This window comes from Comamonas squillarum, from assembly GCF_025309455.1.
GTDB lineage: Bacteria > Pseudomonadota > Gammaproteobacteria > Burkholderiales > Burkholderiaceae_C > Comamonas > Comamonas squillarum.
The window spans coordinates 770,753-794,056 of record NZ_CP104377.1 but is presented as its reverse complement, the minus strand read 5'-3'; the positions used below and the strand labels follow the sequence as shown (position 1 = coordinate 794,056).

Annotated in this window: 15 protein-coding genes and 1 pseudogene; 8 read left to right on the top strand and 8 right to left on the bottom strand. The window is 65.5% G+C overall.

Features of this window, described 5'->3' with window-relative positions:
- Positions 1–190: 190 nt before the first annotated feature.
- Positions 191–1,537 (top strand): amino-acid N-acetyltransferase, encoded by a 1,347-nt coding sequence (argA, locus tag N4T19_RS03740; RefSeq protein WP_116925551.1) that lies wholly within the window; start codon positions 191–193, stop codon positions 1,535–1,537.
- Positions 1,538–1,670: 133 nt separating this feature from the next.
- On the opposite strand, the gene bla is transcribed toward argA, so the two are convergent.
- Entirely contained in the window at positions 1,671–2,561 is an 891-nt protein-coding gene (gene bla / locus N4T19_RS03735) for a class A beta-lactamase (protein WP_260719505.1), read from the bottom strand.
- 116 nt (positions 2,562–2,677) lie between these two features.
- Here bla and N4T19_RS03730 point away from each other — a divergent pair, with 116 nt between their 5' ends.
- The 7 genes and pseudogenes from N4T19_RS03730 to N4T19_RS03700 all read left to right on the top strand — a co-directional run bounded on the left by N4T19_RS03730 (position 2,678) and on the right by N4T19_RS03700 (position 9,107).
- A complete protein-coding gene (locus tag N4T19_RS03730; RefSeq protein ID WP_260719504.1) occupies positions 2,678–3,574 on the top strand; it encodes a LysR substrate-binding domain-containing protein in 897 nt (298 codons plus the stop codon).
- A gap of 147 nt (positions 3,575–3,721) precedes the next feature.
- The gene (locus N4T19_RS03725) at positions 3,722–4,252 is read left to right on the top strand and encodes a DUF3617 domain-containing protein (protein WP_260719503.1); all 531 of its coding nucleotides are present in this window, start codon (positions 3,722–3,724) and stop codon (positions 4,250–4,252) included.
- 93 nt (positions 4,253–4,345) lie between these two features.
- Positions 4,346–5,215, top strand: a pseudogene (trhO, locus tag N4T19_RS03720) (oxygen-dependent tRNA uridine(34) hydroxylase TrhO); the annotation flags it as partial.
- Between the two features lie 321 nt (positions 5,216–5,536).
- On the top strand, positions 5,537–6,184 hold the full coding sequence (locus tag N4T19_RS03715) for a glutathione S-transferase (RefSeq protein ID WP_255343168.1): 648 nt from the start codon (positions 5,537–5,539) through the stop codon (positions 6,182–6,184).
- Between the two features lie 112 nt (positions 6,185–6,296).
- Positions 6,297–7,376 (top strand): acyltransferase family protein, encoded by a 1,080-nt coding sequence (locus tag N4T19_RS03710; protein ID WP_182341106.1) that lies wholly within the window; start codon positions 6,297–6,299, stop codon positions 7,374–7,376.
- Positions 7,373–7,888, top strand: coding sequence for a dihydrofolate reductase (locus N4T19_RS03705; RefSeq protein ID WP_116925546.1), 516 nt, complete (start codon positions 7,373–7,375; stop codon positions 7,886–7,888). The genes N4T19_RS03710 and N4T19_RS03705 overlap by 4 nt, the downstream gene beginning before the upstream one ends.
- 133 nt (positions 7,889–8,021) lie before the next feature.
- On the top strand, positions 8,022–9,107 hold the full coding sequence (locus N4T19_RS03700) for a metallophosphoesterase (protein ID WP_260719502.1): 1,086 nt from the start codon (positions 8,022–8,024) through the stop codon (positions 9,105–9,107).
- Positions 9,108–9,208: 101 nt separating this feature from the next.
- Here the strand turns inward: N4T19_RS03700 and N4T19_RS03695 are convergent, their stop codons facing one another.
- The 7 genes from N4T19_RS03695 to N4T19_RS03665 all read right to left on the bottom strand — a co-directional run bounded on the left by N4T19_RS03695 (position 9,209) and on the right by N4T19_RS03665 (position 23,104).
- The gene (locus tag N4T19_RS03695) at positions 9,209–9,616 is read right to left on the bottom strand and encodes a GlcG/HbpS family heme-binding protein (RefSeq protein WP_116925544.1); all 408 of its coding nucleotides are present in this window, start codon (positions 9,614–9,616) and stop codon (positions 9,209–9,211) included.
- Between the two features lie 129 nt (positions 9,617–9,745).
- Positions 9,746–11,320, bottom strand: a complete 1,575-nt coding sequence (gene rlmD / locus N4T19_RS03690) for a 23S rRNA (uracil(1939)-C(5))-methyltransferase RlmD (protein ID WP_260719501.1) — start codon at positions 11,318–11,320, stop codon at positions 9,746–9,748.
- 133 nt (positions 11,321–11,453) lie between these two features.
- On the bottom strand, positions 11,454–11,783 hold the full coding sequence (locus tag N4T19_RS03685) for a hypothetical protein (RefSeq protein WP_182341100.1): 330 nt from the start codon (positions 11,781–11,783) through the stop codon (positions 11,454–11,456).
- Between the two features lie 471 nt (positions 11,784–12,254).
- The gene (recD, locus tag N4T19_RS03680) at positions 12,255–14,474 is read right to left on the bottom strand and encodes an exodeoxyribonuclease V subunit alpha (RefSeq protein WP_260719500.1); all 2,220 of its coding nucleotides are present in this window, start codon (positions 14,472–14,474) and stop codon (positions 12,255–12,257) included.
- A gap of 11 nt (positions 14,475–14,485) precedes the next feature.
- Positions 14,486–18,331, bottom strand: a complete 3,846-nt coding sequence (recB, locus tag N4T19_RS03675; protein WP_260719499.1) for an exodeoxyribonuclease V subunit beta — start codon at positions 18,329–18,331, stop codon at positions 14,486–14,488.
- Positions 18,328–21,945 (bottom strand): exodeoxyribonuclease V subunit gamma, encoded by a 3,618-nt coding sequence (gene recC / locus N4T19_RS03670; protein ID WP_260719498.1) that lies wholly within the window; start codon positions 21,943–21,945, stop codon positions 18,328–18,330. Before recC ends, recB begins: the two co-directional genes overlap by 4 nt.
- 136 nt (positions 21,946–22,081) lie before the next feature.
- Entirely contained in the window at positions 22,082–23,104 is a 1,023-nt protein-coding gene (locus N4T19_RS03665) for a tripartite tricarboxylate transporter substrate binding protein (RefSeq protein WP_260719497.1), read from the bottom strand.
- Between the last annotated feature and the right edge of the window lie 200 nt (positions 23,105–23,304).

Sequence of the window (23,304 nt, the reverse complement as noted above, 5' to 3'; positions counted from 1 at the left end):
GTTTGTGATTGCGAAACCTCCACTTTGCGCCAGCCAAAATGGACAGGGCGGCGCCGATGGATTTTTCCCATGACCGCAGGCCCGATTCCGTAGCGAACTGCATGCAGACGCGCGATGTTTGTATAACAATAGCGGCAGCCGCAAACCACCGATCTGGCGTGCTTCTAGGAAATACCCCCACCCCACCCCCATGTCCGCTGTATTCAATTTCACCTTTGTGCCCTGGTTCCGCTCGGTGGCGCCTTATATCCATAAGTTTCGCAACCAGACTTTTGTAGTGGGCGTGACAGGTGAGGCGATTGCAGCGGGCAAGCTGCAATCGATTGCCCAGGATCTGGCCCTGATCCAGGCGCTGGGTGTCAAGATCGTGCTGGTCCATGGTTTTAGGCCCCAGGTCAATGAGCAGCTGGCGGCCAAGGGCCATGCGCCGCGCTACTCGCATGGCATCCGGGTGACCGATTCGGTGGCGCTCGACTGCGCCCAGGAGGCCGCAGGCCAGCTGCGCTTCGAGATTGAAGCGGCCTTCAGCCAGGGCCTGCCCAATACACCGATGGCCGGCGCCACCGTGCGCGTGATCTCGGGCAACTTTGTCACCGCGCGCCCGGTCGGCATTGTCGATGGCGTCGATTTCATGCATTCGGGCCTGGTGCGCAAGGTTGATGTCGGCGGCATCCACCGCACCCTGGACATGGGCGCGATGGTGCTGGTCTCGCCGTTTGGTTTCTCGCCCACGGGCGAGGCTTTCAACCTCAGCATGGAAGAAGTGGCCACGCGCGTGGCCATTGAGCTCAAAGCCGACAAGCTGATGTTCCTGACCGAAGTGGCCGGCATTCGCCTGAACCCGCTGGAGCCCGAAGGAGAAGACAACCCGGTCGACACCGAGCTGCCGCTGGATGTGGCACAAAAGCTGCTTGCCCAGTTGCCACCCGCCACCTTGCCCACCGATGTGGGCTTTTACCTGCAGCATTGTGTGAAGGCCTGCAAGGAAGGCGTGGAGCGCAGCCACATCCTGCCCTTTGCGACCGATGGCGCGCTGCTGCTGGAAATCTATGTGCACGATGGCATTGGCACCATGGTGATCGATGAGCGCCTCGAAGAGCTGCGTGAGGCCAAGCCCGATGATGTCGGCGGCATTTTGCAGCTGATCGAGCCTTTCGAGAAGGACGGCACGCTGGTCAAACGCAGCCGCACCGAGATCGAGCGCGATATCTCCGCCTACACCATCATCGAGCACGATGGCGTGATCTTCGGCTGCGCGGCACTCTACCCCTACCCGGAAGCGGGCACCGCCGAAATGGCCGCTGTCACCGTCTCGCCCCAGAGCCAGGGCACGGGCGATGGCGAAAAGCTGCTCAAGCGCATCGAGCAGCGCGCCCGCGCCACCGGCCTCAAGAGCATTTTTGTGCTCACCACCCGCACGATGCACTGGTTCCTCAAGCGCGGCTTCCAGCCGGTGGACCCGGACTGGCTGCCCGAGCAGCGCAAGGCCAAGTACAACTGGAGCCGCAAGAGCCAGGTGCTGGTGAAGTACCTGTGATCGCCTGGCGTTAATGCGCCAAGGGGCCCTGCCTGCACCGGCAGCGCCCCTCACCAAAACTGCCCCTGGCAAGGGGCAGTTTGGTTTGAATCGAGACGATCAGCGCCCGATCCATCCCCCATTCAATCCCCAATCAGCCCCAGAGCTTGACCAGCTCGGCGGCCACCCGCGCCAGTGCCGCGTCGCGCGCTTTGGGCTCGGCCTTGCATTCGGTCAAGTAGCTGGTCACCAGAATCGGCGTCGCAGCGCCGGGCGCCCACAGCAGGCCAATGTCATTGCGGGTGTTAGGTCCGGACCCGGTCTTGTCCGCCACCTTCCAGCCCGGGGCGCCTGCGCGCAGGCAGTGGTCGCCCGTCGTATTGGCTTCCATCCAACCCACCAGCCGTTCGCGGCTGGCGGGGCTCAAGGCCGTACCCAGGGTCAGCGCGCGCATGCTGCTCAGCATCGCCTGTGGGCTGGTCGTATCGCGCACATCGCCGGGTTTGGATTCACTCATCGCAGGCTCGATGCGGTCCAGCCGGGTGACCGGGTCAGTCAAGCTGCGCATGTAGGCGGTAAAGCTCGCCGGGCCACCCACGCGCTCCAGCAGCAGGTTCGCAGCGCCATTGTCGCTGACCGTCATGATGGCGTCGCACAGCGCCTCAACCGTCATCGGAGCCTTGCCAGCAAATTTTTCGGTCACCGGCGAATGCTCCACCAGCACCGACCGGTCAAACGTCAGCGCAGCGTCCAGCCGGTCCTGGCCCGCATCGACGCGCGAGAGCACCTGGGCGGCCAGCAGCATCTTGAAGGTGCTGCACATCGCAAAGCGCTCATTCTGGCGCCAGCCCAGCGCCGCACCCGTCACGGTGTTGAGCGCAGACACGCCCAGGCGCCCGCCCACCGAGCGCTCCAGATCCTGCATGGCCTGGGCAAACTGGCGCGCTGCCGCCTTGTCTGCCGATGACGCAGCAGCCCAGGCGCGCGCGGAGGTGGCGATCAAGCTGGCCGCACCCATAGTCAAGAAAAACTTTCTTCTATACATGGTTTTCAATCCTTAAAATTCGTTGTTATCCAGCGGACAGGCGTAAATTTACCGATATCCCGCGCGCTTGACCAACGATGAAAACCAAGAAAACCCACAAGAAAAACTTATAGCTTATGCACCTGCCTTTGAATGCCCTGCGCGCTTTCGATGCCGCCGCGCGCCACCTCAATCTGACGCGTGCGGCGCTGGAGCTGCATGTGACCCAGGCCGCCATCAGTCAGCACATTCGCCAGCTAGAAGACCAATTGGGCAAGCCGCTGTTTCGCCGCCTGCCGCGCGGCCTGGCACTGACCGATGAAGGCATGGCCCTGGTGCCGGCGGTGGCCCAGGCCTTTGGCAGCCTGTCGCGTGCCTTGGCGCAGGTGCAGGACCGGCGGCCGCATGAGGTGCTCTCGGTCGGCGTGGTGGGCACTTTTGCGGTGGGCTGGCTGCTGCCCAGGCTGCGTGCTTTTCAGGAGGCCCATGCCTTTGTCGACCTGCGCCTGTTCACCCACAACAACCGGGTGGACCTGGCCGGCGAAGGCTGGGACTGTGCGATCCGCTTTGGCGACGGCGCCTGGCATGGCACGTCGGCCCGGCAGCTGCTGCAGGCGCCCCTGACCCCCATGTGCGCGCCCGCGATCGCCGCACGCCTGCAGCAGCCGGCCGACCTGGCGCGCGAGACCTTGCTGCGCACCTACCGCGCAGGCGAGTGGGAGCAGTGGTTCGCCCAGAACAAGCTCGCCTGCCCCAGCCTGCGCGGCACGGTGTTCGATTCATCCCTCACGCTGGCCGAGGCGGCAGCGCAGGGCCTGGGCGTCGCGCTGCTGCCCTTGCGCCTGTTTTCGCGTGATCTGCAGGCGGGGCGCCTGGTCGCGCCGCTTGCGCAGACCTTGGATACCGGCAGCTACTGGCTCACCCAGCTGAAATCGCGCAGCCCTTCGTTGGCGATGCAGACCTTCGAGCGCTGGCTATTGGAGCAATGTAGCCAAGATCAGCACCCCGAAGAGCGTACAAAACCGCTGCCGTAAGCACGCGCCGGGTGCTCTCCTACACGCGGCCCGGCCCTTGTCAGACAATGTGCGGGCAGCGCCCCGCCTAGGATATAAAGTAACAACGCGTTCCCGTACAAAAACACGCTGCAGCGATGCTGCATGACAACCACCGAGAGGACATCCATGCTTTCTACCCGTTACCTCGCCTCCCTGTCCGCCGTTGCCGCCGCCTTGCTGGCAGCCGCTTGCGCCTCCACCGGCGACATCGAAGACCTGCCCCGCCCCAAGTCAGGCCACTGGCAGATCAGTTCCACCGACCAGGATGGCCAGACCGTCCAGTTCCAAGACTGCATGGACAAGGACACCTTCTACAAGACCCGTGAGCTGCAAAAGGCCAAGTACGATGTGCAGCAATGCAAGACGGCGAGTTTGAAAGACAGCAATGGCTGGCAATTCACGTCCAACTGCAAGGTGGGCCAGACCGAGCAGCGCATCGAGAGCAGCCGCAAGATCACCGGCGACTTCCAGCACAACTTCCATGTGCTGTCGGTCACCAAGCAGCAGATGCCCGATGGCAGCACCGTGGAGACCACCCGCAATATCAAGGGCGAGTACCTGGGAGCCTGCCCTGCCGGCATCAACCCTGGCGACCGCGTCTTTGACGGTGGCGGCAAGATCAACTTCTACGACATCACAGGCCTGAGCCCCAAGTAATCAGCAAGCGCGCAACTGCTGCAAAACCCGCCCGGCCCTGCCGGGCTTTTTTACGCCTGCACGCTGGGCCATTTTGCTGATCCAGGTCTAGAAATGGGCGATTCAGATACAGTACGATGTTCAGCCGTTGGACTGCGGCCCGCCCGCCATGGGGATGCCTGCGCAGGCCACCCTGCCGGCGCCAGCCCCCTGCAGCCACCCCAAGTTGGTGGATCGAAGGGCCCTCCTCCAGTCCACCTGGCTTTTCCTATGCAATACCCCGAAAAATACGGCCACAGGGGCGCGTATTTTTCGCAGATTTTCTCCATGTCCCAGCAATACCTCACCGCCGCGCTTTACCAGTTCATCGACCTGCCCGAGTTTGCCCAGTGGCAGCAGCCCTTGCAGGCGCTGTGTGACCAGCACCAGGTCAAGGGCCTGCTGCTGCTGGCCCATGAAGGTATCAACGGCACGATTGCCGGGCTGCCTGCCGATGTGCAAGCGGTGCTGGACTGGCTCAAGCGTGACCCGCGCCTGGCCCACCTGGTACACAAGGAGGCCTATGCCGACAGCAATCCCTTCTACCGCATGCGCGTGCGCCTCAAGCAGGAGATTGTGACCTTGGGCGTGCCCGAGTTGAACCCCGCGCGCAATGCCGGCCAGTATGTCAAGCCCGAGGACTGGAATGCGCTGATCAGCCAGCCCGATGTGGTGCTGGTCGATACGCGCAATGACTACGAGGTGGGCATTGGCAGTTTTGAGGGCGCGATCAACCCGCACACCAAGAGCTTTACCGAGTTTCCGCAATGGGTGGCCGAGCAGTCCCAGCCCGGCGGCGCGCTGCATGGCAAGCAAAAGGTGGCAATGTTTTGCACCGGGGGTATCCGCTGCGAAAAATCCACCGCCTACATGAAGACCCAGGGTTTTGAGGAGGTGTACCACCTCGAAGGCGGCATCCTCAAGTACCTGGAAACGGTGGCCGAGGACGAATCGATGTGGTGGGGCGACTGCTTTGTGTTTGACGAGCGCGTCTCCGTCGGCCACGGCCTGGTGCGCGGCACCCACCAGCTGTGCCGCAGCTGCCGCATGCCGCTGGGCGCGGCCGAGCTGGCCCATGCCCACTATGTGCGCGGCGTCAGCTGCCCCTACTGCCACGGCAGCCGCACGCCTGAGCAACTGCAGTCGCTGGCCGAGCGCCAGCGGCAGATGGACCTGGCGCAGGAGCGCGGTGACACCCATCTGGGCCACACCCAGGCCAGCTCGCAGCAATCGCGCCAGCAAAAGATCGCCGCGCAGCAGCAGGCCTTGCAAGGCCTGCCGGTGCTGTACTCGTTCCGCCGCTGCCCCTATGCGATGCGGGCCCGCCTGGCGCTGGCCTATGCCGGCATTGCCTGCCAGCTGCGCGAGGTCGTCCTCAAGGACAAGCCCCAGGCGCTGCTGGATGCATCGCCCAAGGCCACCGTGCCAGTGCTGGTGCTCGCCGACGGCACGGTGCTCGAAGAGAGCCTGGAGATCATGCTCTGGGCGCTGCGCCAGAATGACCCCGACCAGTGGCTCAGCCCCACTGCCGGTAGCCTGGGCGAGATGCAGGCGCTGATCGCCCGCCATGACAGCGAATTCAAACCCGCACTGGACCGCTGCAAATACCCCAGCCGCTACCCGCAAGCAGACGCCGCTGCCGCAGCGGCCACCGCCCAGGCCTTTTTGGGTGCGCTCAACCAGCAGCTGGCGGCGACCGGCTACCTGTTTGGCCGCGACCCGAGCCTGGCCGACATGGCCATCCGCCCCTTTGTGCGCCAGTTTGCCGGCATCGATGAGGCGGCATGGCAGAATCACCCCTGGCCCCATCTGCAAGCCTGGCTGCTGCGTCTGACCGACTCGGCGCTGTTCGAGCAGGTGATGGAAAAATACCCTGCCTGGCACCCGGACGAAGCGGGCGTGCTGTTCCGCTGAGCGGACACCGCCCCTGACGGCACGCAAGTGACAAGCACTGCCAGCGGATGCGCATCCCAGCGCCCGCTGCAGCGCTTGCCCGGCATTGACCGCCTGCGCCCACCCCCGTGCCATGATCCAGTCCATCCAGATTCTGCGTTTTGCTGCCGCCCTGTGGGTGGCGCTCTACCATGCGCGGACCTACAGCTTCTTCCCCGAGCTTCCTGGCTGGCTGCGCGCCATTGCCGAGGGCGGCTTTGTCGGTGTCGACATCTTCTTTGTCATCAGCGGCGTCATCATGGCGCTGGCCACCAGCAACACGCCCACCGGCCTGCGTCCTTCCGCCCAGTTTGTCGCCACCCGCTTTGCCCGCATCTACACCGGCTGGTGGCCGGCGATGCTGCTCTATGTGGTGGGCTTGCAAGCGCTGGGCGCCATGCCGCCGGATGTGAACCTGCTGTCGTCGGCGCTGCTCTATCCGGCCAATTTCAGCCTGCATATCAATGCGGTGATCTGGACCCTGGTCTACGAGCTATATTTCTATCTCGTCATCGGCGCCAGTTTGCTGCTGCCCAAGCTCTGGCGTGACCGCGCGCTGGCGGGATGGGCCATGGTCATCGTTGCGCTGGTGCTGTATTACGCCGCTACGGGTCGCTACCGCCCGGATATGTTTTCGCAAGCCACGCCACTCGTCTGGTTCTATGCGGCGCCGCTGGTGCTGGAGTTCTTTGCCGGCTACTTCATGTACCGCTTTCTGCAGCGCCACCCGCAGCAGCGCTGGTACGCCTGGCTGCTGGCCAGCGCGCTGCTGGGCGCCACAGCGGTGTACTACAGCCACAGCGCCACCTTGTACGCACCTGGCATCGTCGGTTTTTTCCACTGGGCGGACCGCGCGCTGCTGGTGGGGGCTGCCGCCACCGCACTGGTAGGGGCAGCTTTGCTGCTGCCAACGCCCCAGCACCGGGCATGGCAGCTGCTCGCCAGGCTCGGGGACTATTCCTTTGCGATCTATTTGCTGCACCTGCTGCTCTTCCAGGTCGTGCAACGCGCCACCACGTCGTTGGCGCTCGACATTCCCCACCGCTCGCTCAGCTTGCTGCTGGTGCTGGCAGTCCTGGTCGCGCTGTCGGCCCTGTATTACCACGCGATCGAACACCCCCTCTACCAGGCCTGCCGGCGCGCCATTGCGCGTTGGGTGGCCCGCACGCCATGACCCCAGCCCGCATCCATCTGATCTTTGCCCGCGCCCGCAATGGCGTGATTGGCCGCGACAACCAGCTGCCCTGGCACCTGCCCGAGGACATGGCCTTTTTCAAGCAAAAGACCGCTGGGGGGACCGTCGTCATGGGCCGCAAGACCTGGGATTCCCTGCCGCCGCGCTTTCGCCCGCTGCCGGGCCGTGACAATGTGGTCGTCACGCGTCAGAGCGGCTGGCAGCCCAGCCCGGCCAGTGAACGTGTCCACGTCGCCGCCGATCTGGAGCAGGCACTGGCCACGGCCCAGGCGCTGGGCCAGCCCGTCTGGGTGATTGGCGGGGCGCAGATCTATGCCCAGTCGCTGGCCCTGGCCGACGAAGTCTGGGTGACCGAGATCGACCAGGATTTTGACGGCGATGCCCATGCGCCGGTGCTCGGCAGCCAGTGGCAGGAGGTCTCGCGGGAGCGCCACACCAGCAGCAATGGCCTGCCCTTTGCGTTTGTCTGCTACCAGCGCCAGCCCGCCTGAGAGACGCGCTCACCGATGGCACCACGCTGGTGCGGCGCAGCAAATTCATGCAAAATGGATTTCATCGAATAGCAATCTGCGGCGCGCCGGGCCCCAAGCACCGGGCGCTGCAACAAGACGGAACACTGTGACGATGAGCCTGGTACAAGCGTTGCCCGCCGGCCCGTTGGATGTGATCGGCGATGTGCACGGCGAGCGCCAGGCACTGGAGTCGCTGGTTCGGCATCTGGGCTATGACGAAGATGGTGGCCACCCGGCAGGCCGCACGCTGGTCTTTGTCGGCGATTTCTGCGACCGGGGCCCGGACAGCCCCGGCGTACTGGCGCTGGTGCGCCGCTGGGTAGACAACGGCCATGCCTGCGCGGTGCTCGGCAACCATGAAATCAACCTGCTGCGCGAAGATGCCAAGGACGGCTCGGGCTGGTACTTTGACGAGCGCATCGAGGCTGACAATCGCAAGTACGCGCCCTATGTGCGCGCGGACCAGGCTTTTGATGAAGAAATGCTGCCGTTTTTGCGCCAGCTGCCGCTGGCTCTGGAGCGCGCGGACCTGCGCATCGTTCATGCCGCCTGGATCGACGACAAGATCAACCAGGCCCGCGCACTGCGGCCCGGCCATGTCGCCCAGGACTATGACCGCCTGGAGCAAGAAGCCTACCTGCACGCCAAGACCTTGGGCATTCCAGCCCGGCTGAAGGCCGAAAACCAGGCCTGGCCCTACCACCTGGAAGATGGCGCCCATTGCCCCCCGTTCATGCCCGCGCATGCCGACAGCGAGCTGAACAAATCCCAGTACAACCCCTTGAAGGTGCTCAGCTGCGGTGTGGAGCGCCGCGGCAGCGAGCCCTTCTATGCCGGCGGCAAATGGCGCTTTGTCGAGCGTGTTGCCTGGTGGGATACCTATACCGACAACACACCGGTCATCGTCGGCCACTACTGGCGCCGCATCCATGAGCTCGACCGCTCGGTGCTGGGCAAGGGCGACCAGGATTTGTTCGCCGACATCAACCCGCATGCCTGGCATGGCCTGCGCGGCAATGTCTTTTGCGTGGACTTCTCCGTGGGCGCGCGCTGGACGGCCCGGCTCGCGGGCCAGCCACCCGAGCAGGACTTCAAGCTCGCCGCCCTGCGCTGGCCCGAGCGGGTGCTGATGCTCGACGATGGCAGTGCGGAGCCCACCACGCACTTTCTGCAGGCGCCCGCACCTGCGCTGGTTTGACGCCCCAGCTACACATTCAGACGCGAAAAAGCGGCCAGTGGCCGCTTCGTCGTTGATGGGCCGGAGCCCTTCGCACCTTGGCAAGGCGCAAGGGCTATGCCTTACAGCCCCAGGGCTGCAATACCCGCCTTGGCGATCTGTGCATCTTCAGGTGCCTTGACACCGCTGACGCCCACGGCGCCCAGGCATTCACCATCCTTGATGATCGGCACGCCGCCTTCGAGCATGCCGTCGATCAGCGGAGCGCTCAGGAAAGCGGTGCGGCCACCATTGATCATGTCCTCAAAACCCTTGCTCTCGCGGCGGCCCAGCGCCGAGGTGCGGGCCTTGGCCACGCAGATGTGGGCGGACACGGGAGCTGCGCCATCGCGGCGGATCATGCCCAGCAGGTTGCCGCCGTCGTCCACCACCGCAATGCTGACGATCCATTGGTTCTTGACCGCTTCGGCCTCGGCCGCATTCAACACCGCCTTGACATCGGCCAACTCCAGCACTGCTTTGGTTTTCATGGTAACTCCTTGGAAAATATTCGGGAAACCCGGTTGTTCAGCCTGCCAGCTTAACGGTATTTCACCGCCCTAATCAAGCACAGGCATCACAGCATTTGTGCCTAAAACGGGGGTAATACCCTGTCGTCATCAGGCTGCTGCGTTTTCTGGCGCAGCGCTCGGCTCGCCAGCATCGGCCGTATCCACGGCGCCCGTATCCACGTCGGTCGCATCTGCCTCGGTCTTGACCGACGGCGCATGGCCATCCCATTCGAACACGGCCATGCTCTCGACGTGGGCGGTATGCGGGAACATGTTGACCACGCCTGCGGCCACACAGCGGTAGCCGGCCTGGTGCACCAGCAGCCCGGCATCGCGCGCCAGCGTCGCGGGGTTGCAGCTCACATAGACGATGCGCTGGGGCGGTGTCCAGCCCTTGGCGCTGTCAGGCAGCGGCGCGGTATCAGGCACTTGGTGGCGCGCCTTGTGGATGTCGGCCAGCGCCTTGGACAGCGCAAACGCGCCTTCACGCGGAGGGTCGACCAGCCACTTGTCGGCCTGGCCGTCGGCAATCAGCATCTCGGGCGTCATCTCGAACAGATTGCGCGCCACAAAGCGCGTGGGCGCCAGCGCGCTGCCTTCGGGGCGCGTCGCATTGTTGGCGGCATAGTTCTCGTGCGAGCGCTGCACCAGGGTCTCGGAGCCCTCGATGCCCAGCACCTCGCCGGCCATCGTGCCGATCGGCAACGTGAAGTTGCCCAGGCCGCAGAACCAGTCGATCACGCGCTCGGTCTTCTTGGCATCCAGCAGGCGCAGCGAGCGCGTCACCAGCACCTGGTTGATGTGGGGGTTGACCTGGGTGAAGTCGGTGGGCTTGAACGGCATCGTGATGCCGAAATCGGGCAGCGCATAGGACAGCTGCTCGCCGATGCCATCCATCAGGTGCACGGTGTCCGGCCCCTTGGGCTGCAGCCACCATTGCACATTGTGGGCTGCAGCGAAATCGCGCAGGCGCTGCAGATCGGCCTCGCTCAAAGGCTCCAGGTGGCGCAGCACCAAGGCGGTGACCTGGTCGCCACAGGCCACCTCGATCTGCGGGCAGGTCTCGCGGGCATCGAGGCTGCCGATCAGCGCGCGCATCGGCATCAGCAAGGCGTCAACATGGGGCGGCAAGATCTTGCAGGTTTCCATGTCGGCGATGTAGCGGCTCTTGCGCTCATGGAAGCCGACCAGCACCTTGCCCTTCTTGGCGACATAGCGCACCGACAGGCGCGAGCGAAAGCGGTAACCCCAGCTGGGGCCCTCGATGGGGCGCATCACCGTCTCGGCCACCACCTTGCCCAGGTGCCAGAGGTTGTCTTCGAGCACGCGCTGCTTGGTGGCAATTTGCGCGCCCACATGCAGATGCTGCATCTTGCAGCCGCCGCAGGCGCCGGCATGCAGGCCAAAGTTGGGACAGCCGGGCCGCACGCGCTGCGACGACTCGCGGTGGATCTGCAGCAGATCGGCCTGCTCCCAGTTGTTTTTCTTGCGCCGGGTCTTGGCACTCACCCATTCGGTAGGCAGCGCGCCATCGACAAAGACGACCTTGCCATCGGCACGGCGCGCCACGCCCTGGGCGTCCATGTCCATGGACACGATCTTCAACGCATCTGCGGGGAACTGCGCCGCTTCGGCGGCATCGGGGGATTCGGGAATATTCTGTGGGGTCTGCGCTTGGCTCATCCCGGTATTTTCGCAGGCTGGGCAATGGCCTGCGGCCAACCTCTGGCAATTTGGCGCAGGCAGACGCAAAAAAGGCAGCCTGCGAGCTGCCTGCCATGCATGGACGCCACGGTGTGCCGCCACCGCTGCCTATTTACTGCGCCGTGATCATGCTGCCCAGGCTCAGCTGGTCAGTGACCATGTTGGCGCTGCTCGAGGTGAGCTTCTTGCCGCCTGGCAGTGCATGCACCTCGGTGACGCATACGGCATGGTTGGGCGTAAAGACAACACGGCTGCCGCTGGGCAGCTCGCTTGCCGTCTGGTGCAGCGGCTTGGACATGTCCACTGGGGGCTCAGCACTGCGATACACCACCTCGTTCTTGCTGTCATAGACCGTGTAGCAGGCAGCCTGCGCCCAGGCCGAGGCCGTGAGCGCCAGCATCGCAAGCGCTGTGGATTTGAAGCTGTAACTGGAACCGGACATGGTTGGAACTCCCGCAATATTTTTTATCGATATTGCGAAGTTACCAAATTTTCCTAAACGCTGCATCCCCATTTCCAGGGGAAAGGTCAAGAAAAATCAACCAAAAACAAAAACTTACACAAATCCAGCAAACCAGAAGCATATATCAATACCAGTATTGATAATTATTCTCATTCAATGTTATTATTCGCCCATCGCCGCTGTCAGGGGCCTTGTGCATGCACACATGCCCAGCGCCCTCGCAACGGTGATTGTTTCATCGTGGGGCGACTCTTGGGGCCCGTTCAGCTCCAGGGTCGTTTTGGCCAGCCAACGATCTTTTCGCACAGCCACGCATTTTTTCGATGAAACCCGCGCAGCCGATGGGCACTCCCCACCGCAACCGCTGCGACGGTCCTTGCTCAAAACGGCCCTGCCCTGCTGCACCGGCCTGCGACCTCGACAACGCCCCCCAAGCTCTGGCACCGACGGCTACAACTCGCCTTGTCGCAATCCGCTCGAGCGCCTGACCTGGCGCTCTGTCGCCTCTTCCAACACCGAGAAATTGCTGCTGCCGCCAGCCACGACCGTCAGCCAGCGCTTGGCCCGGGTTATGCCGGTGTAGACCAGCTCGCGGGTCATGATCGGCGACAGGCTGGGCGGCAATACGACGGCCGCATGGTTGAACTCCGAGCCCTGTGATTTGTGGATGGTCATCGCATACACCGTCTCAACCGCCTGCAGCCGGCTGGGCAGCACCCAGCGCAGGCCCTCGCTGGTCGCAAACACCACGCGCAGCGCGCCCTGCGCTACCGCGGCGCCACTGGCCCCGCCAGCGTCAAGCGCCTGGCCCGCCGGCATCTGCACCGTGATGCCGATATCGCCATTCATCAGCTTGAGGCTGTAGTCATTGCGGGTCACCAGCACCGGGCGGCCCGCATACCAGCCGCTGCTTTGCGCAATCAGCTCGCGGTGGGCCAGCAGCTGGGCAATGCGCTCATTGAGCCCTTCGACGCCCCAGGGGCCGCTGCGCAGCGCGCACAGCACCTGGAACTCGCCATGCGCTTTCAACAGGCGCAGCGCCCATTGGTTCAAGGCCTCCGGGCTGGGGTTAGCCGGCATCTCGCGCAGCACCTGCAGGTAGTGGCCGTAGCCCACCGGCCCCGCGTCGCGCTTGGCGGCACTGTCGACAAAGCGTTTGCCACCGCCATCCAGCACCAGCTGGGCCAGCGACGAATGCGTCAGATCCGGCACCGCATAGGCGGCCAGATCGGGGTAGCCTGCCTTCAGCAGCGGCTTGATCGCCTTGCGCCGCCCGGTATTGACGACGCCGGCTAGCCGGCCGATGCCGCTGTCGGCATGAAAGCGGTGGCTGACCCGCAGCATGGCCACCGCCTGGTCCAGCGGCTTGCCCGCCATATCCTGCAGCTCCGCGGGCACCTGCTGGCCGGTGACCTGCTGCAGCCACTGCGCCGTTTCGTGCCAATACAGGCCCCGCTCGGACTGGGCACACAGCTCTCCCAGCACCGCGCCGGCTTCCACCGATGCGAGCTGGTCCTTGTCGCCCAGCAGCACCAGCCTGGCCTGCGCAGGCAAGGCCGACAGCAAGGCTGCCATCATCTCCAGATCGACCATCGAGGCCTCATCGACCACCAGCACATCGAGCGCCAGCGGGTGCTGGGCATCATGGCGAAAATGCCGGCTGTCGGGCCGGCTACCCAGCAACCGGTGCAGGGTTTGGGCGTCGGACGGGATCAGCGGTTTCAAGCTACGCACCTCGCCACTACCCGGCGCCGGCGGCACTGCTGGCAGCTGCGCATCCCCCAGGCGCTGCAAGGCCTGCACGATTGATTCGGACAGGCGCGCTGCCGCCTTGCCGGTGGGCGCAGCCAGGCAGATGCGCAGCGGCCGGCCGTTCTGCTGCAGCGCCATGCTCTGCAGCAGCGCCAGCAGCTTGACCACGGTGGTAGTCTTGCCGGTGCCGGGGCCGCCGGTGATGATGGAAAAAGCGCTGGAGGCCGCCAAGGCGCAGGCCATTTTTTGCCAGTCGGGCGCATCGGTAGCCTGGTTGCCCGCCGGTGGAAACAGCTGGTCCAGCGCCTGGCGCAGGATTGCATCTTGCGCGGCGCTGCGGCCCTGGCGCAGATGCTGGCTGGCGGTGATGCGCTGCCCAATCGCCTGCGCCACATCCTGCTCGTACTGCCAGTAGCGGCGCAGATAGAGGCGATCGCCTTGCAGCACCAGCGGCGTGCCGCCCTGGCTGGGTTTGCCAGGTGCGGCCACCAGTGCGCTCGCCTGCAAGGCCGATTGCCACTGCAGCAGGTTGACCTGGGCCAGCAGCTCGCTGGGCAGCGGCAAGGGCGTGGGCTCGGTGGCGCCGCTGCCCTGCGCCACGGTATCGGGCGGCAGCGACAGCGCAAAACGGCTGTTGTCCAACGTGGCCTGCAGATCCAGACAGACATGGCCCCGGCCGAGCTGGTGGCTGGCCAGGGCGGCTGCCAGCAGCACCAGTGGCGATGCCAAGGGATCGAGTTCGTGCAGAAACAGCACCAGCGCCTGGTCGAGGCTGCGCAGCCAGCCATGTGCCGTCCAGCGCTCTACCGTGTGCAGCAGGCTGGCGGTGGCGCCGTCGGGCACGCTCAGCGTGCGGGCAGTCGATTGCTGGGTGGGCTGGCCCTCCTGGGCCAAGCCGTCCTGGGATTGTCTCGTCATTGCATTCATCATCATTGCGCAAATAGCGCATCGAGCGCATCCATCAGTGCACGCGGGGGCTTGTCATGGTAGAGGCCCTGGTGGTCCGCACCGACGCCCCGCAAAAACCAATACTGCACGCCGCCCACATCGCGCTCGTAGTCATAGCCGGGCAGGCGCTGCTGCAGCAGGCGGTGCAGCGCGTAGGTGTACAGAACATACTGCAGGTCATAGCGGTGCTGCAGCACGGCAGCGGCCATGGCTTCTGCCGTGTAGGCCGCACTGTCCGCACCGAGCCAGTTGGATTTGTAGTCCATCACATAGTAGCGGCCGCCCTGCTCGAACACCAGGTCCATATAGCCCTTGAGCATGCCGTGCAGCTGGTTGGCCAGCAGCGCGGGCCGGGGATGGCCGGGCAGCACATGCTGCTGCACCAGCGCATCGAGCTGGCCGGTCGAGGCCCGGTGGATCGACAGCCAGAACTCCATCTCGACCTGGTAGTCGCCCAGCGATTGCAGTGCGACCGGGCTGTCGACCGGCGTGTCGACCTGCCTGTCGGTGGGCGCGCCCTGCAGCCGCAGCGGCGTTTGTAGCCATTGCCGCACAAAGCCTTGCAGCGGCTCGGCCCAATCGGCCCAGCCGCGTACCTGGCAGCGGTAGGCGATGATGCCATCCAATGCTGCAGGCCTGCTGAGCACCGTGGCAAAACCCTCTTGCGCGCACCATTCCAGCAGGCCGTGCAGAAAGTTGCCGGCATCCGGCCCCTTGGGAAACGCATGCAGGCTACCGGGCTGCGGCTGGCCGGGCGTGGCCGCATCGGGTGCCGGCTCTTGCGGCTCCAGGTACTGGTCCTGCTGCGCCGTTTCGGGTTCAGCGGCTGTCAGCGCGTCTTCGATCCAGAGGCTCGGCGAAGGGGCGGCATAGCCCAGCCGCTCGGTCAGCGCCGAGAAGCTGGCGATCCACCAGTGCTCATCGGCCTGCCGGCGCGTTTGGCGCGCCGCAAAGGCGGCGGGCGGGCGCTCAGGTTGGTAGCGCTGCAGGCTGACCTCGGGCACCGGCTGCACGGCCATCTGCGGACAGCCGCTGGCAAAGTCCTGCAGATAGGCATGCAGTTCTAGGTCAGGCAATTTTTGCCCGCCGGCCAGCAGGTAGCCGACGGCGCTTTTCTCCAGGCTGCCCGCGCGGCTCATGCCCTTGGCCAGCGGCGCCACGCCCAGCCACAGTGCGTACTGGGCGCGGGTCAGCGCCACATAGAGCAGGCGCATGTCTTCGCTCAGGCGCTCGTCGTTATTGGCGCTGACGGCGTCCTGGTGCTTGTTGTTCAGCTCCACCACCAGGCCGCCCGATGCGGCATCGTGGTACTGCGCATAGCCCCGGCTCTTGCCATCAAAATCGCGCCAGCTGCTGATGAAGGGCAGCAGCACCAGCGGGTACTCCAGCCCCTTGGACTTGTGGATGGTGACCACCTTGATCAGATCGGCATCGCTTTCCAGGCGCAGGATTTCTTCCTCGCCCTCGGGGCTGTCCATCTGCTCGGCCAGGCGGCGGATCAGCGCCTGCGCGCCCTCCACCTCGGTCGATGCGCGCTGCAGCCATTCGGCCAAGTGCAGCACATTGGTCAGGCGCCGCTCGCCGCCCGGCTGGGCCAGCCAGCGCGCGGGCAGGTCAAAATCGAGCAGCCACTGGCGCAGCATCGGCAACACACCCTTTTTCTGCCACAGCTGCTGCAACACGCGGGTGCGCAGCGCCAGTTGCTCCCAATGCTGCTCATCGTGGTTGAGCCGCTCCAGGTCCTGCCAGGACCAGTCCATCGACGCGGTGGCCAGCGCCACGCGCAGCAGGCCGTCATGGCCCGGCGCATTGACGGCGCGCAGCCAGCGCAGCATGTCGGCGGCCTCAGCGGTCTGGAACACCGAGTCGCGGTCCGACAGGTAGATACTGGCCAGCCCCCGGTCCTTGAGCGCATTGCGCACCAGCTCTGCCTCGGCGCGGCCCCGCACCAGGATGGCGATATCGGCTGGGCGCAGCGGCCGGGCCAGCGCATCCGCAGATGGGCCAAAACCGGCTTGGCCCGCCCGGGCGGCATTGAGCCAGGTGGTGATCTGGCTGGCTGCCGACTGCGCCATGCGCTGGCGGTAGGCCGATTCGGCCACGCCGGTGCGCGCGCTCTTGCCAGTGGCTGCGGCATCGCCCTGCTCGTCGGCGGCATCGGCCAGCGCTGGCGTGCCGGCATCCAGGGTCCACAAGGTCATCGCCGGCGTAGCCTCGCCCTGCAAAAAGAGTGCGTCACGCCGGCCGTTTGCATCGACGGCCACAAAGGGCAGGGGATTGTGCTGCGCGTCCTGCCGGAAGCGAAAGGCCGCGCGGGGATGGCCCTCGGCATGCACAAAGCAGTGGTTGATGGCCTGCACCACCGCCTGGGTGGAGCGGTAGTTGGTGCCCAGCGAGTAATGGCGCCCTTGGGTGGCAGCGCGGGCGCGCAGGTAGGTGTAGATATCGGCACCGCGAAACGCGTAAATGGCCTGCTTGGGGTCGCCAATCATGAACAGGCCCTGCGCGGGGTCGTTGTCAGCGATGCGGTAGATGCACTCAAAAATGCGGTACTGCAGCGGGTCCGTATCCTGGAACTCGTCGATCATCGCCACCGGAAACTGGCTGCGGATGCGCTGCGCCAGCGCCTCACCGCCAGGCGCATGCAAGGCGCTATCGAGGCGCTGCAGCAGGTCGTCAAAGCCCAGCTCGGCGCGGCGCTGCTTTTCCGCCTCCAGCGCGCGCTGCACATGGGCAATCGCATGGCGCAGCAGCAGCGGTTTGAGTGGCGTGGCGGACTCTGCGTCTTGCACTACGGCCTCCAGCCAGGCATCGATGGCGGCAAAGGCCGCATGCGCGGGCACGGTCACGCCTTTTTTGGCCTTGATACCCGATTGGCTGAAGGCTCGAATCTTGGCGGGGGCCGGCTCGCCATCGCTCCAGGCCGCCATGGCGGCGAGCCAGGCCTCGAACACGCCCGGCTCGTCCTTTTTGGGATAGGTCGTGCCGTTGAGACCCGGCAGCAGCGCGATGAGCAGCTGCTCCAGCTCGGCCCGGTGCTGCTGCCACAGCAGGCGTGCGCTGTTCTCCAGCGCGGTGTGGCGTGCGGCTGCCTCGCTGGCCTGGGCCAGCAATGCGGCCAGATCGACCTGGTCGGCAGGCGCCAGTGCCGCGCCGTCGTAGCGCCAGTCGGCATCCTGGCGGCTGAGCATGGGCTGGATGGCCTCTTGCAAGGCCTGCGGCGTGGCCACCACCTGGAGCAAGCTGCGCAGTGAGCTGGCGGGCAGATCATAGAACTGGCGGCGCCAGTAGTCCTGCACCACCTGGGTCAGGAGCTCGCTCTGGTCGGTGATGAGGCTCTGCTGGAACAGGCTGCCGCTGTCAAACGCATGCTCACGCAGCATGCGGTAGCACCAGCTGTGGATGGTGGAGACCGCCGCCTCGTCCATCCAGTTCGCGGCCTCGTGCAGCAAACGGGCGCAGGCGGGCCAGCGGCTGGCGGGGTAGTCGGCGCGCAGCGCCAGCAGCAAGGGGTCCACTGCCGCTTCGCTATCCGGCTCTTGCGGGTTCTGCGCAAACAGCTGGGCGGCTTCTGACAGGCGCTGGCGAATGCGGTCGCGCAGCTCTTGCGTCGCCGCATCGGTGAAGGTCACCACCAGAATATCGGGCGGCGCCAGCGGCCGGCCAAAGGCCTGCTCGCCGCCATGCTGCAGCACCAGACGCAGGTAGAGCGCGGCGATCGTATAGGTTTTTCCGGTGCCGGCACTGGCCTCGATCAAGCGACTGCCCCACAGCGGAAAGCGCAGCGGCTCGAGTGGCAGAGTGGTATCGCTTGGCATCGCGCTCATTGCGGCCCCTCCCCATCACCCGCGTCGCCCGCATCACCCTCCGCAAAGCGCGCCAGCGCCTGCGGATGCTGGCCATTGACCAATTGCACGTGGTTCAGCATGTCGCCATAGAGCTGCTGGGCCACATCCAGCAAACCAGCGGCCAGCAGCGCATCAAAATCCGGAAACACCCGGGCCAGCTCGGCCGAGCGCTGCAGCTCACCGGTGCCCCGGTAGCTGTCGTCATAGAGCGCCGCGAGCTGGCCGGCAGATGCCGTGGGCGCCAGGCTGGCGATGGAGGTACGCACAGCGGCCGGCAAGGGCGCGCGCATGCCTTGCTGCCACAGCGCCAGCAACTGGCGCCAGGCCGCTTGCGCAGCGCCAGCGGCCAGCGAGGGAAACACCGCAATGCCCGATTCGGTACAAACCACCGTCGTCAGCGCCTGGCCCGCGTTGTGCCAGGCCAGGTGCTCGACCCAGGCGCGCACCAGGCGGTCATAGCGCAGCTGCTCGCCGGCATGCAAGCGGCCGGCAGACAGGCTGATCTTGGCGGCTTGCTGCTGGCCGGCTGCATCGGCCCAGCGCAGGCCGCGCAACCAGTCGGCCACGGCCGGGCCCTCTGCGCCATCGCTGTAGCGCAGCTCCAGTGCTGCGCTGCTCGCCTGCGGCCAGTAGCGCAGTGCCGCCGCATAGACCTGCAGCGCACGCTGGGCGGCATCGCAAGCGGGCTCCAGCGCGCAATCGGCAAAGGCGCGCAGCGGCAGGCGCCCCTCCAGCCGCAAACGCTGGGCAGCGGCATCGAGCTGCGCGCGCAGGCGGGGCGCATCGGCCGCCGCCTGGGGGTTGTCGCGCACCCAGGGCTCCAAGGCGCTCAGCAAGCTCGCTTGCAAGGCCCAGGCCTGCAGGCCATCGGGGGCAAACATTTCCTCGTCCTGGCCGGTTAGGTCCTCGTCCTCAAAATACACACGCAGGCGCTGGCGAAAGAAAGCAGCCACCGGCTTTTGTGCAAAGTCCTGCAGTTGGCGCAGGTTCAGCGCGGCCTCCAGCCCCATCTCGGGCAAGGCCTCCAGCGCGTCTTCGGCCGCCTCGGTCTGCAGGCCATCGCCGTGCACACCATGCCATTCCTGTGCATAGGTGTAGAGGCCATCGCTGCCCGCATGCGAGGGCGGCTGCGCGAAGTAACGTGGGCTGAAAGGCTGCAGCGGGTGCTCTTGCGTGAGCGCGCTCAGCAGCGCCTCGCCAGCGGCAGGGCCAGACAGTGCTGCGGGGGTGCCCGCCAGTTGCCAGCCCTGGGCCAGATGGTCACGCAGCTGACCGATCAGCACCGAAGGCGGCCGGGCAGTGCTGTCGCGGATGCTGCGCCCCACCCAGCTGATATAGAGCTGCTCGCGGGCGGACAGCACCGCCTCCAGCAGCAAGTAGCGGTCATCATCGCGGCGCGAGCGGTCGCCGGGCCGGTACTGCTGGCGCATCAGGTCAAAATCCAGCACCGATACCGGGCGCGGGTAGGCGCCGTCATTCATGCCCAAGAGGCAGACCATCCGAAACGGAATGGCGCGCATGGGCATCAGGCTGCAAAAGCTCACTGATCCCGCCATAAAGCGCTGGTTCAGGCTGCTGGCATCCATGCCGGCCAGCCAGGCCTCGCGCGCCACCGACAGCGGCAAGGCCTCGTCAAACGCTGCCGCTTCGCACTGGCCCAGCCAGCGCTCCAGGCCTTGGATGAGTTGCATCTGCAGCAGTTTTTCATGTTCTTGCTGGGGGTCAAACAGCAAGACCAGCACCTCGCGGGCGCGCTCCACCCAGGTGCTGGGCGGCAGGTCCTCGGCCAGCAGATCGCAGGCCTGCTCCAATGCGCGCAGCAAAGCGGCCAGGCCGCCCAGCGCGGCAGCATCGAGGCCACCAATCTCGTCGTAGGGCTGGATGTCTCCGAGCGCCTCGCCACGGCCTACCGCAAAGCCCAGCATCATGCGGCGCAGGCCAAAGCGCCAGCTGTTGGTCTCTCCCGCCTGCGCCAGACCAATGCGGGCGCGCTGGGCGGCATCCAGACCCCAGCGCACACCGGCGCCCTCGATCCAGCGGTGCAGCAACGCGAGGTCATCCGGGTCAATGCCAAAGCGCTGGCGCAGGGCATCGACAGCGAGCAGATCGAGCACTTCGCTCACCGCAAAGCGGCTCTCGGGCATCGCGAGCACATGCTCCAACGCCACCAGCATGGGCTCGCGCCCGCGCTGGCTCTGGTCGGCCAGCGAATAGGGGATGTAACGCGCATCGCTGCGGGCGATGCGGCCAAACACCGCATCGATATGCGGCGCATAGACCTGGATATCGGGCACCATGACGATGATGTCGCGCGGCCGCAGGCTAGGATCGGCGCCCAGGCGGGCGAGCAGCTGGTCGTGCAGCACCTCCACCTCGCGCTGCGGGCTGTGCGCGGTCTGAAAGCGGATGGAGGCGTCCTGCGCCGGGTCCACCGCCGGCCACAGCGCGCGGCTTTCGGCCAGCGGCCGCAGGTCCAGGATGTCGTCCTGCAACTGGGCCAGCATATGGCTGGGCTCGGCCTCACCAAACAGGTCAATGCGCCCGCCATTGACGGGCCCCAGCAGCGACGCGTACTGGTCCGGCTGGTCGAACTCGTCAATCAGGTGGATGTAGTCGCGCCCCTGCTTGCCCCAGGCGGCCAGCAGCGGATGGGCATGCTGGTGCAGGTCGTCGTCGTGGATAAGCCCGTGCATGCTGCCCTTGCGCTGTTGGCGCCGGTACTGGTGGCGCAGCAAATCCTTGTCGGCGACGATGTCCGACCAGTGGTGGCGGCAGGGGTTGTGCACGCACAGCAGCACCTGGCAGCTGCGCGAGATGGCAGCGAGCGCCTGCAAGGTCTGCGCCGGCATCGACGAGATGCCAAACACCACCACGCGGCGCGGCAGGCGGGGGACATGCGCCTGCGGCGATTGCAGCGCTTGCGGCGACTGCAGGTACTGCACAAAGCGCTGGTGCACGGCGGCGCGGCTGGTCTCCATTCCGGCGGCGCCCACATCGTCCAGCAGCGCGCGCCATAGCTGCGCCTGCCAACGCTGCTCTTCATCGAGCGGCTGGATATCGCCGCGTGCGCTGCGCAGCTGGTCCCGGCCCTCGGCCCAGTCGCGCAGCCAGTCGGCGCGGTAGACCTGGTACTGGTCAAACAGATCGGCAATGCGCTCGGCCAGTTGGTAGCGCCGGCGCTGGTCATGGTCCTCGGCCAAAAAGCGCTGCAGCGCGGCAAACGCGGGCTGGGCCAGCAGATCGGGCAAGAGGCGCATCAGCCGCCAGGTGAGCGGCTGCTTGTCCAAAGGCGATATCTCGGGCACCTCGTGCTTGCCCAGCACCGCCCGGTAGGCCTGCCACAGAAACTGCGCAGGCAGCTGCACATCGACAGCCGCGGTAATACCGCAGCCGCCCTCTGCCACCGGCTGGGCCATCGACAGCTTGAGCCACTGCGCAATGCCATTGCTTTGCACCAGAATCGTCTCGCTCTCCAGGGGGCGGAGTGGGTAGCGCTGCATCCAGGCCACGACCAGGTCCCGCAAAGCCTCCGGATGGTTGCTGTGTATCACCATCAGGCCGGGGGTCATCGCATGGACGGGGGAGGATTGCATCAGAGGAGGAAGATCAGTCAGGATGTGCCAGTTGGGAACTTTAACGCAGGCCACCGCCTGCTGGCGTCGCCCAGGCCAGCGCAGGCCAGAAAAAAGGCAGCCGAAGCTGCCTGTGCGGATGGGAAAGGGGCGCGCCTCAGTCCACCGTCGCGCCCGAGGACTTGACCACCGGTGCCCAAGCCGCCACTTCGGACTTGATGAAGGCGCCAAACTGCTCGGGCGTGTTCTTCTCGGCCACAGCGCCGAGCTTTTCATAGGCTTCCTTGACCTGGGGCTTGTCAAAGGCGCGGTTCATCGCGGCATTGAGCTTTGCCACCACTTCAGGCGGGGTGCCTGCCGGCGCAATCAGACCAAACCAGGACGAGACATCAAAAGGCTTGATACCGCTCTCTTCCATCGTCGGCAGATCGGGCGCGGTGGGCGAGCGCTTGGTGGTGGTCACGGCCAGCGCCTTGAGCTTGCCCGCCTTCACATGCGGCCAGGCCGACGGCATGTTGTCGAACATGAACTGCACCTGGCCGGCCATCAGGTCGGTGAGCGCAGGCGAGCTGCCCTTGTAGGGAATATGCTGGGTCTTGAGGCCCGTGCGCAGCTTGAACAGCTCCCCTGCCATGTGGATCGAGGTGCCACTGCCCGAGGACGCGTAGGAGACCTTGTCGGGGTTGGCCTTAGCAAAGGCGATCAGCTCTTGGACGTTATTGGCGGGCACACTGGGGTTCACCACCAGCACATTGGGCACCTTGGCGCCCAGCGCGACGGGTGCAAAGTCCTTTTCCAGGTCAAAGCGCACCTTGGGGTAGAGCGTCTGGTTGATCGCGCTGGTGACCGCAACAAACAGCAAGGTGTAGCCATCGTTCTCGGCGCGGGCCACCTGCTCGGTGGCGATATTGCTGCCAGCGCCTGGCTTGTTGTCCACGACAAACGACTGGCCCAGCTCGGCCGTCAGCTCCTTGGCCATGATGCGCGCGACCACATCGGTGGTGCCGCCAGCAGAAAAGCCCACCACGACACGCACGGCGCGCTCGGGGTACTTCTTGGGATCGGCGGCCTGCGAGGCCAGGGGCAGCAGGGCTGCGGCGCCCAGCAAGGTGGCAGCCAGCAGGTTGCGGCGCGAGGGCAGGCATGCGGCCGCAATGCGGCTGCGCGAGAATGGGCTCATGGTGTCTCCTTGGCACCTGGACGCTGAGCACATCCAGGCGATTGGCTTATTGGCTGATGGTGGCTGCAGCCTGGTGTGGCTGCATGCCACTGGGGCTTGGTGCCCCGAAAGCGGAGATTGTGCCACGGCCAAAAGGCCTGAAACCCAGATGCCCTTTAGGCGATGAGCGGTTGGCGACTAGGCAGTTGCGACCTCTGCCC

Bases quoted from the DNA above. Each gene is read 5' to 3' on its own strand.
- argA (WP_116925551.1), top strand. From the start codon at position 191: ATGTCCGCTGTATTCAATTTCACCTTTGTGCCCTGGTTCCGCTCGGTG.
- bla (WP_260719505.1), bottom strand. From the start codon at position 2,561: ATGTATAGAAGAAAGTTTTTCTTGACTATGGGTGCGGCCAGCTTGATC.
- N4T19_RS03730 (WP_260719504.1), top strand. From the start codon at position 2,678: ATGCACCTGCCTTTGAATGCCCTGCGCGCTTTCGATGCCGCCGCGCGC.
- N4T19_RS03725 (WP_260719503.1), top strand. From the start codon at position 3,722: ATGCTTTCTACCCGTTACCTCGCCTCCCTGTCCGCCGTTGCCGCCGCC.
- N4T19_RS03710 (WP_182341106.1), top strand. From the start codon at position 6,297: ATGATCCAGTCCATCCAGATTCTGCGTTTTGCTGCCGCCCTGTGGGTG.
- N4T19_RS03705 (WP_116925546.1), top strand. From the start codon at position 7,373: ATGACCCCAGCCCGCATCCATCTGATCTTTGCCCGCGCCCGCAATGGC.
- N4T19_RS03700 (WP_260719502.1), top strand. From the start codon at position 8,022: ATGAGCCTGGTACAAGCGTTGCCCGCCGGCCCGTTGGATGTGATCGGC.
- N4T19_RS03695 (WP_116925544.1), bottom strand. From the start codon at position 9,616: ATGAAAACCAAAGCAGTGCTGGAGTTGGCCGATGTCAAGGCGGTGTTG.
- rlmD (WP_260719501.1), bottom strand. From the start codon at position 11,320: ATGAGCCAAGCGCAGACCCCACAGAATATTCCCGAATCCCCCGATGCC.
- N4T19_RS03685 (WP_182341100.1), bottom strand. From the start codon at position 11,783: ATGTCCGGTTCCAGTTACAGCTTCAAATCCACAGCGCTTGCGATGCTG.
- recD (WP_260719500.1), bottom strand. From the start codon at position 14,474: ATGACGAGACAATCCCAGGACGGCTTGGCCCAGGAGGGCCAGCCCACC.
- recB (WP_260719499.1), bottom strand. From the start codon at position 18,331: ATGAGCGCGATGCCAAGCGATACCACTCTGCCACTCGAGCCGCTGCGC.
- recC (WP_260719498.1), bottom strand. From the start codon at position 21,945: ATGCAATCCTCCCCCGTCCATGCGATGACCCCCGGCCTGATGGTGATA.
- N4T19_RS03665 (WP_260719497.1), bottom strand. From the start codon at position 23,104: ATGAGCCCATTCTCGCGCAGCCGCATTGCGGCCGCATGCCTGCCCTCG.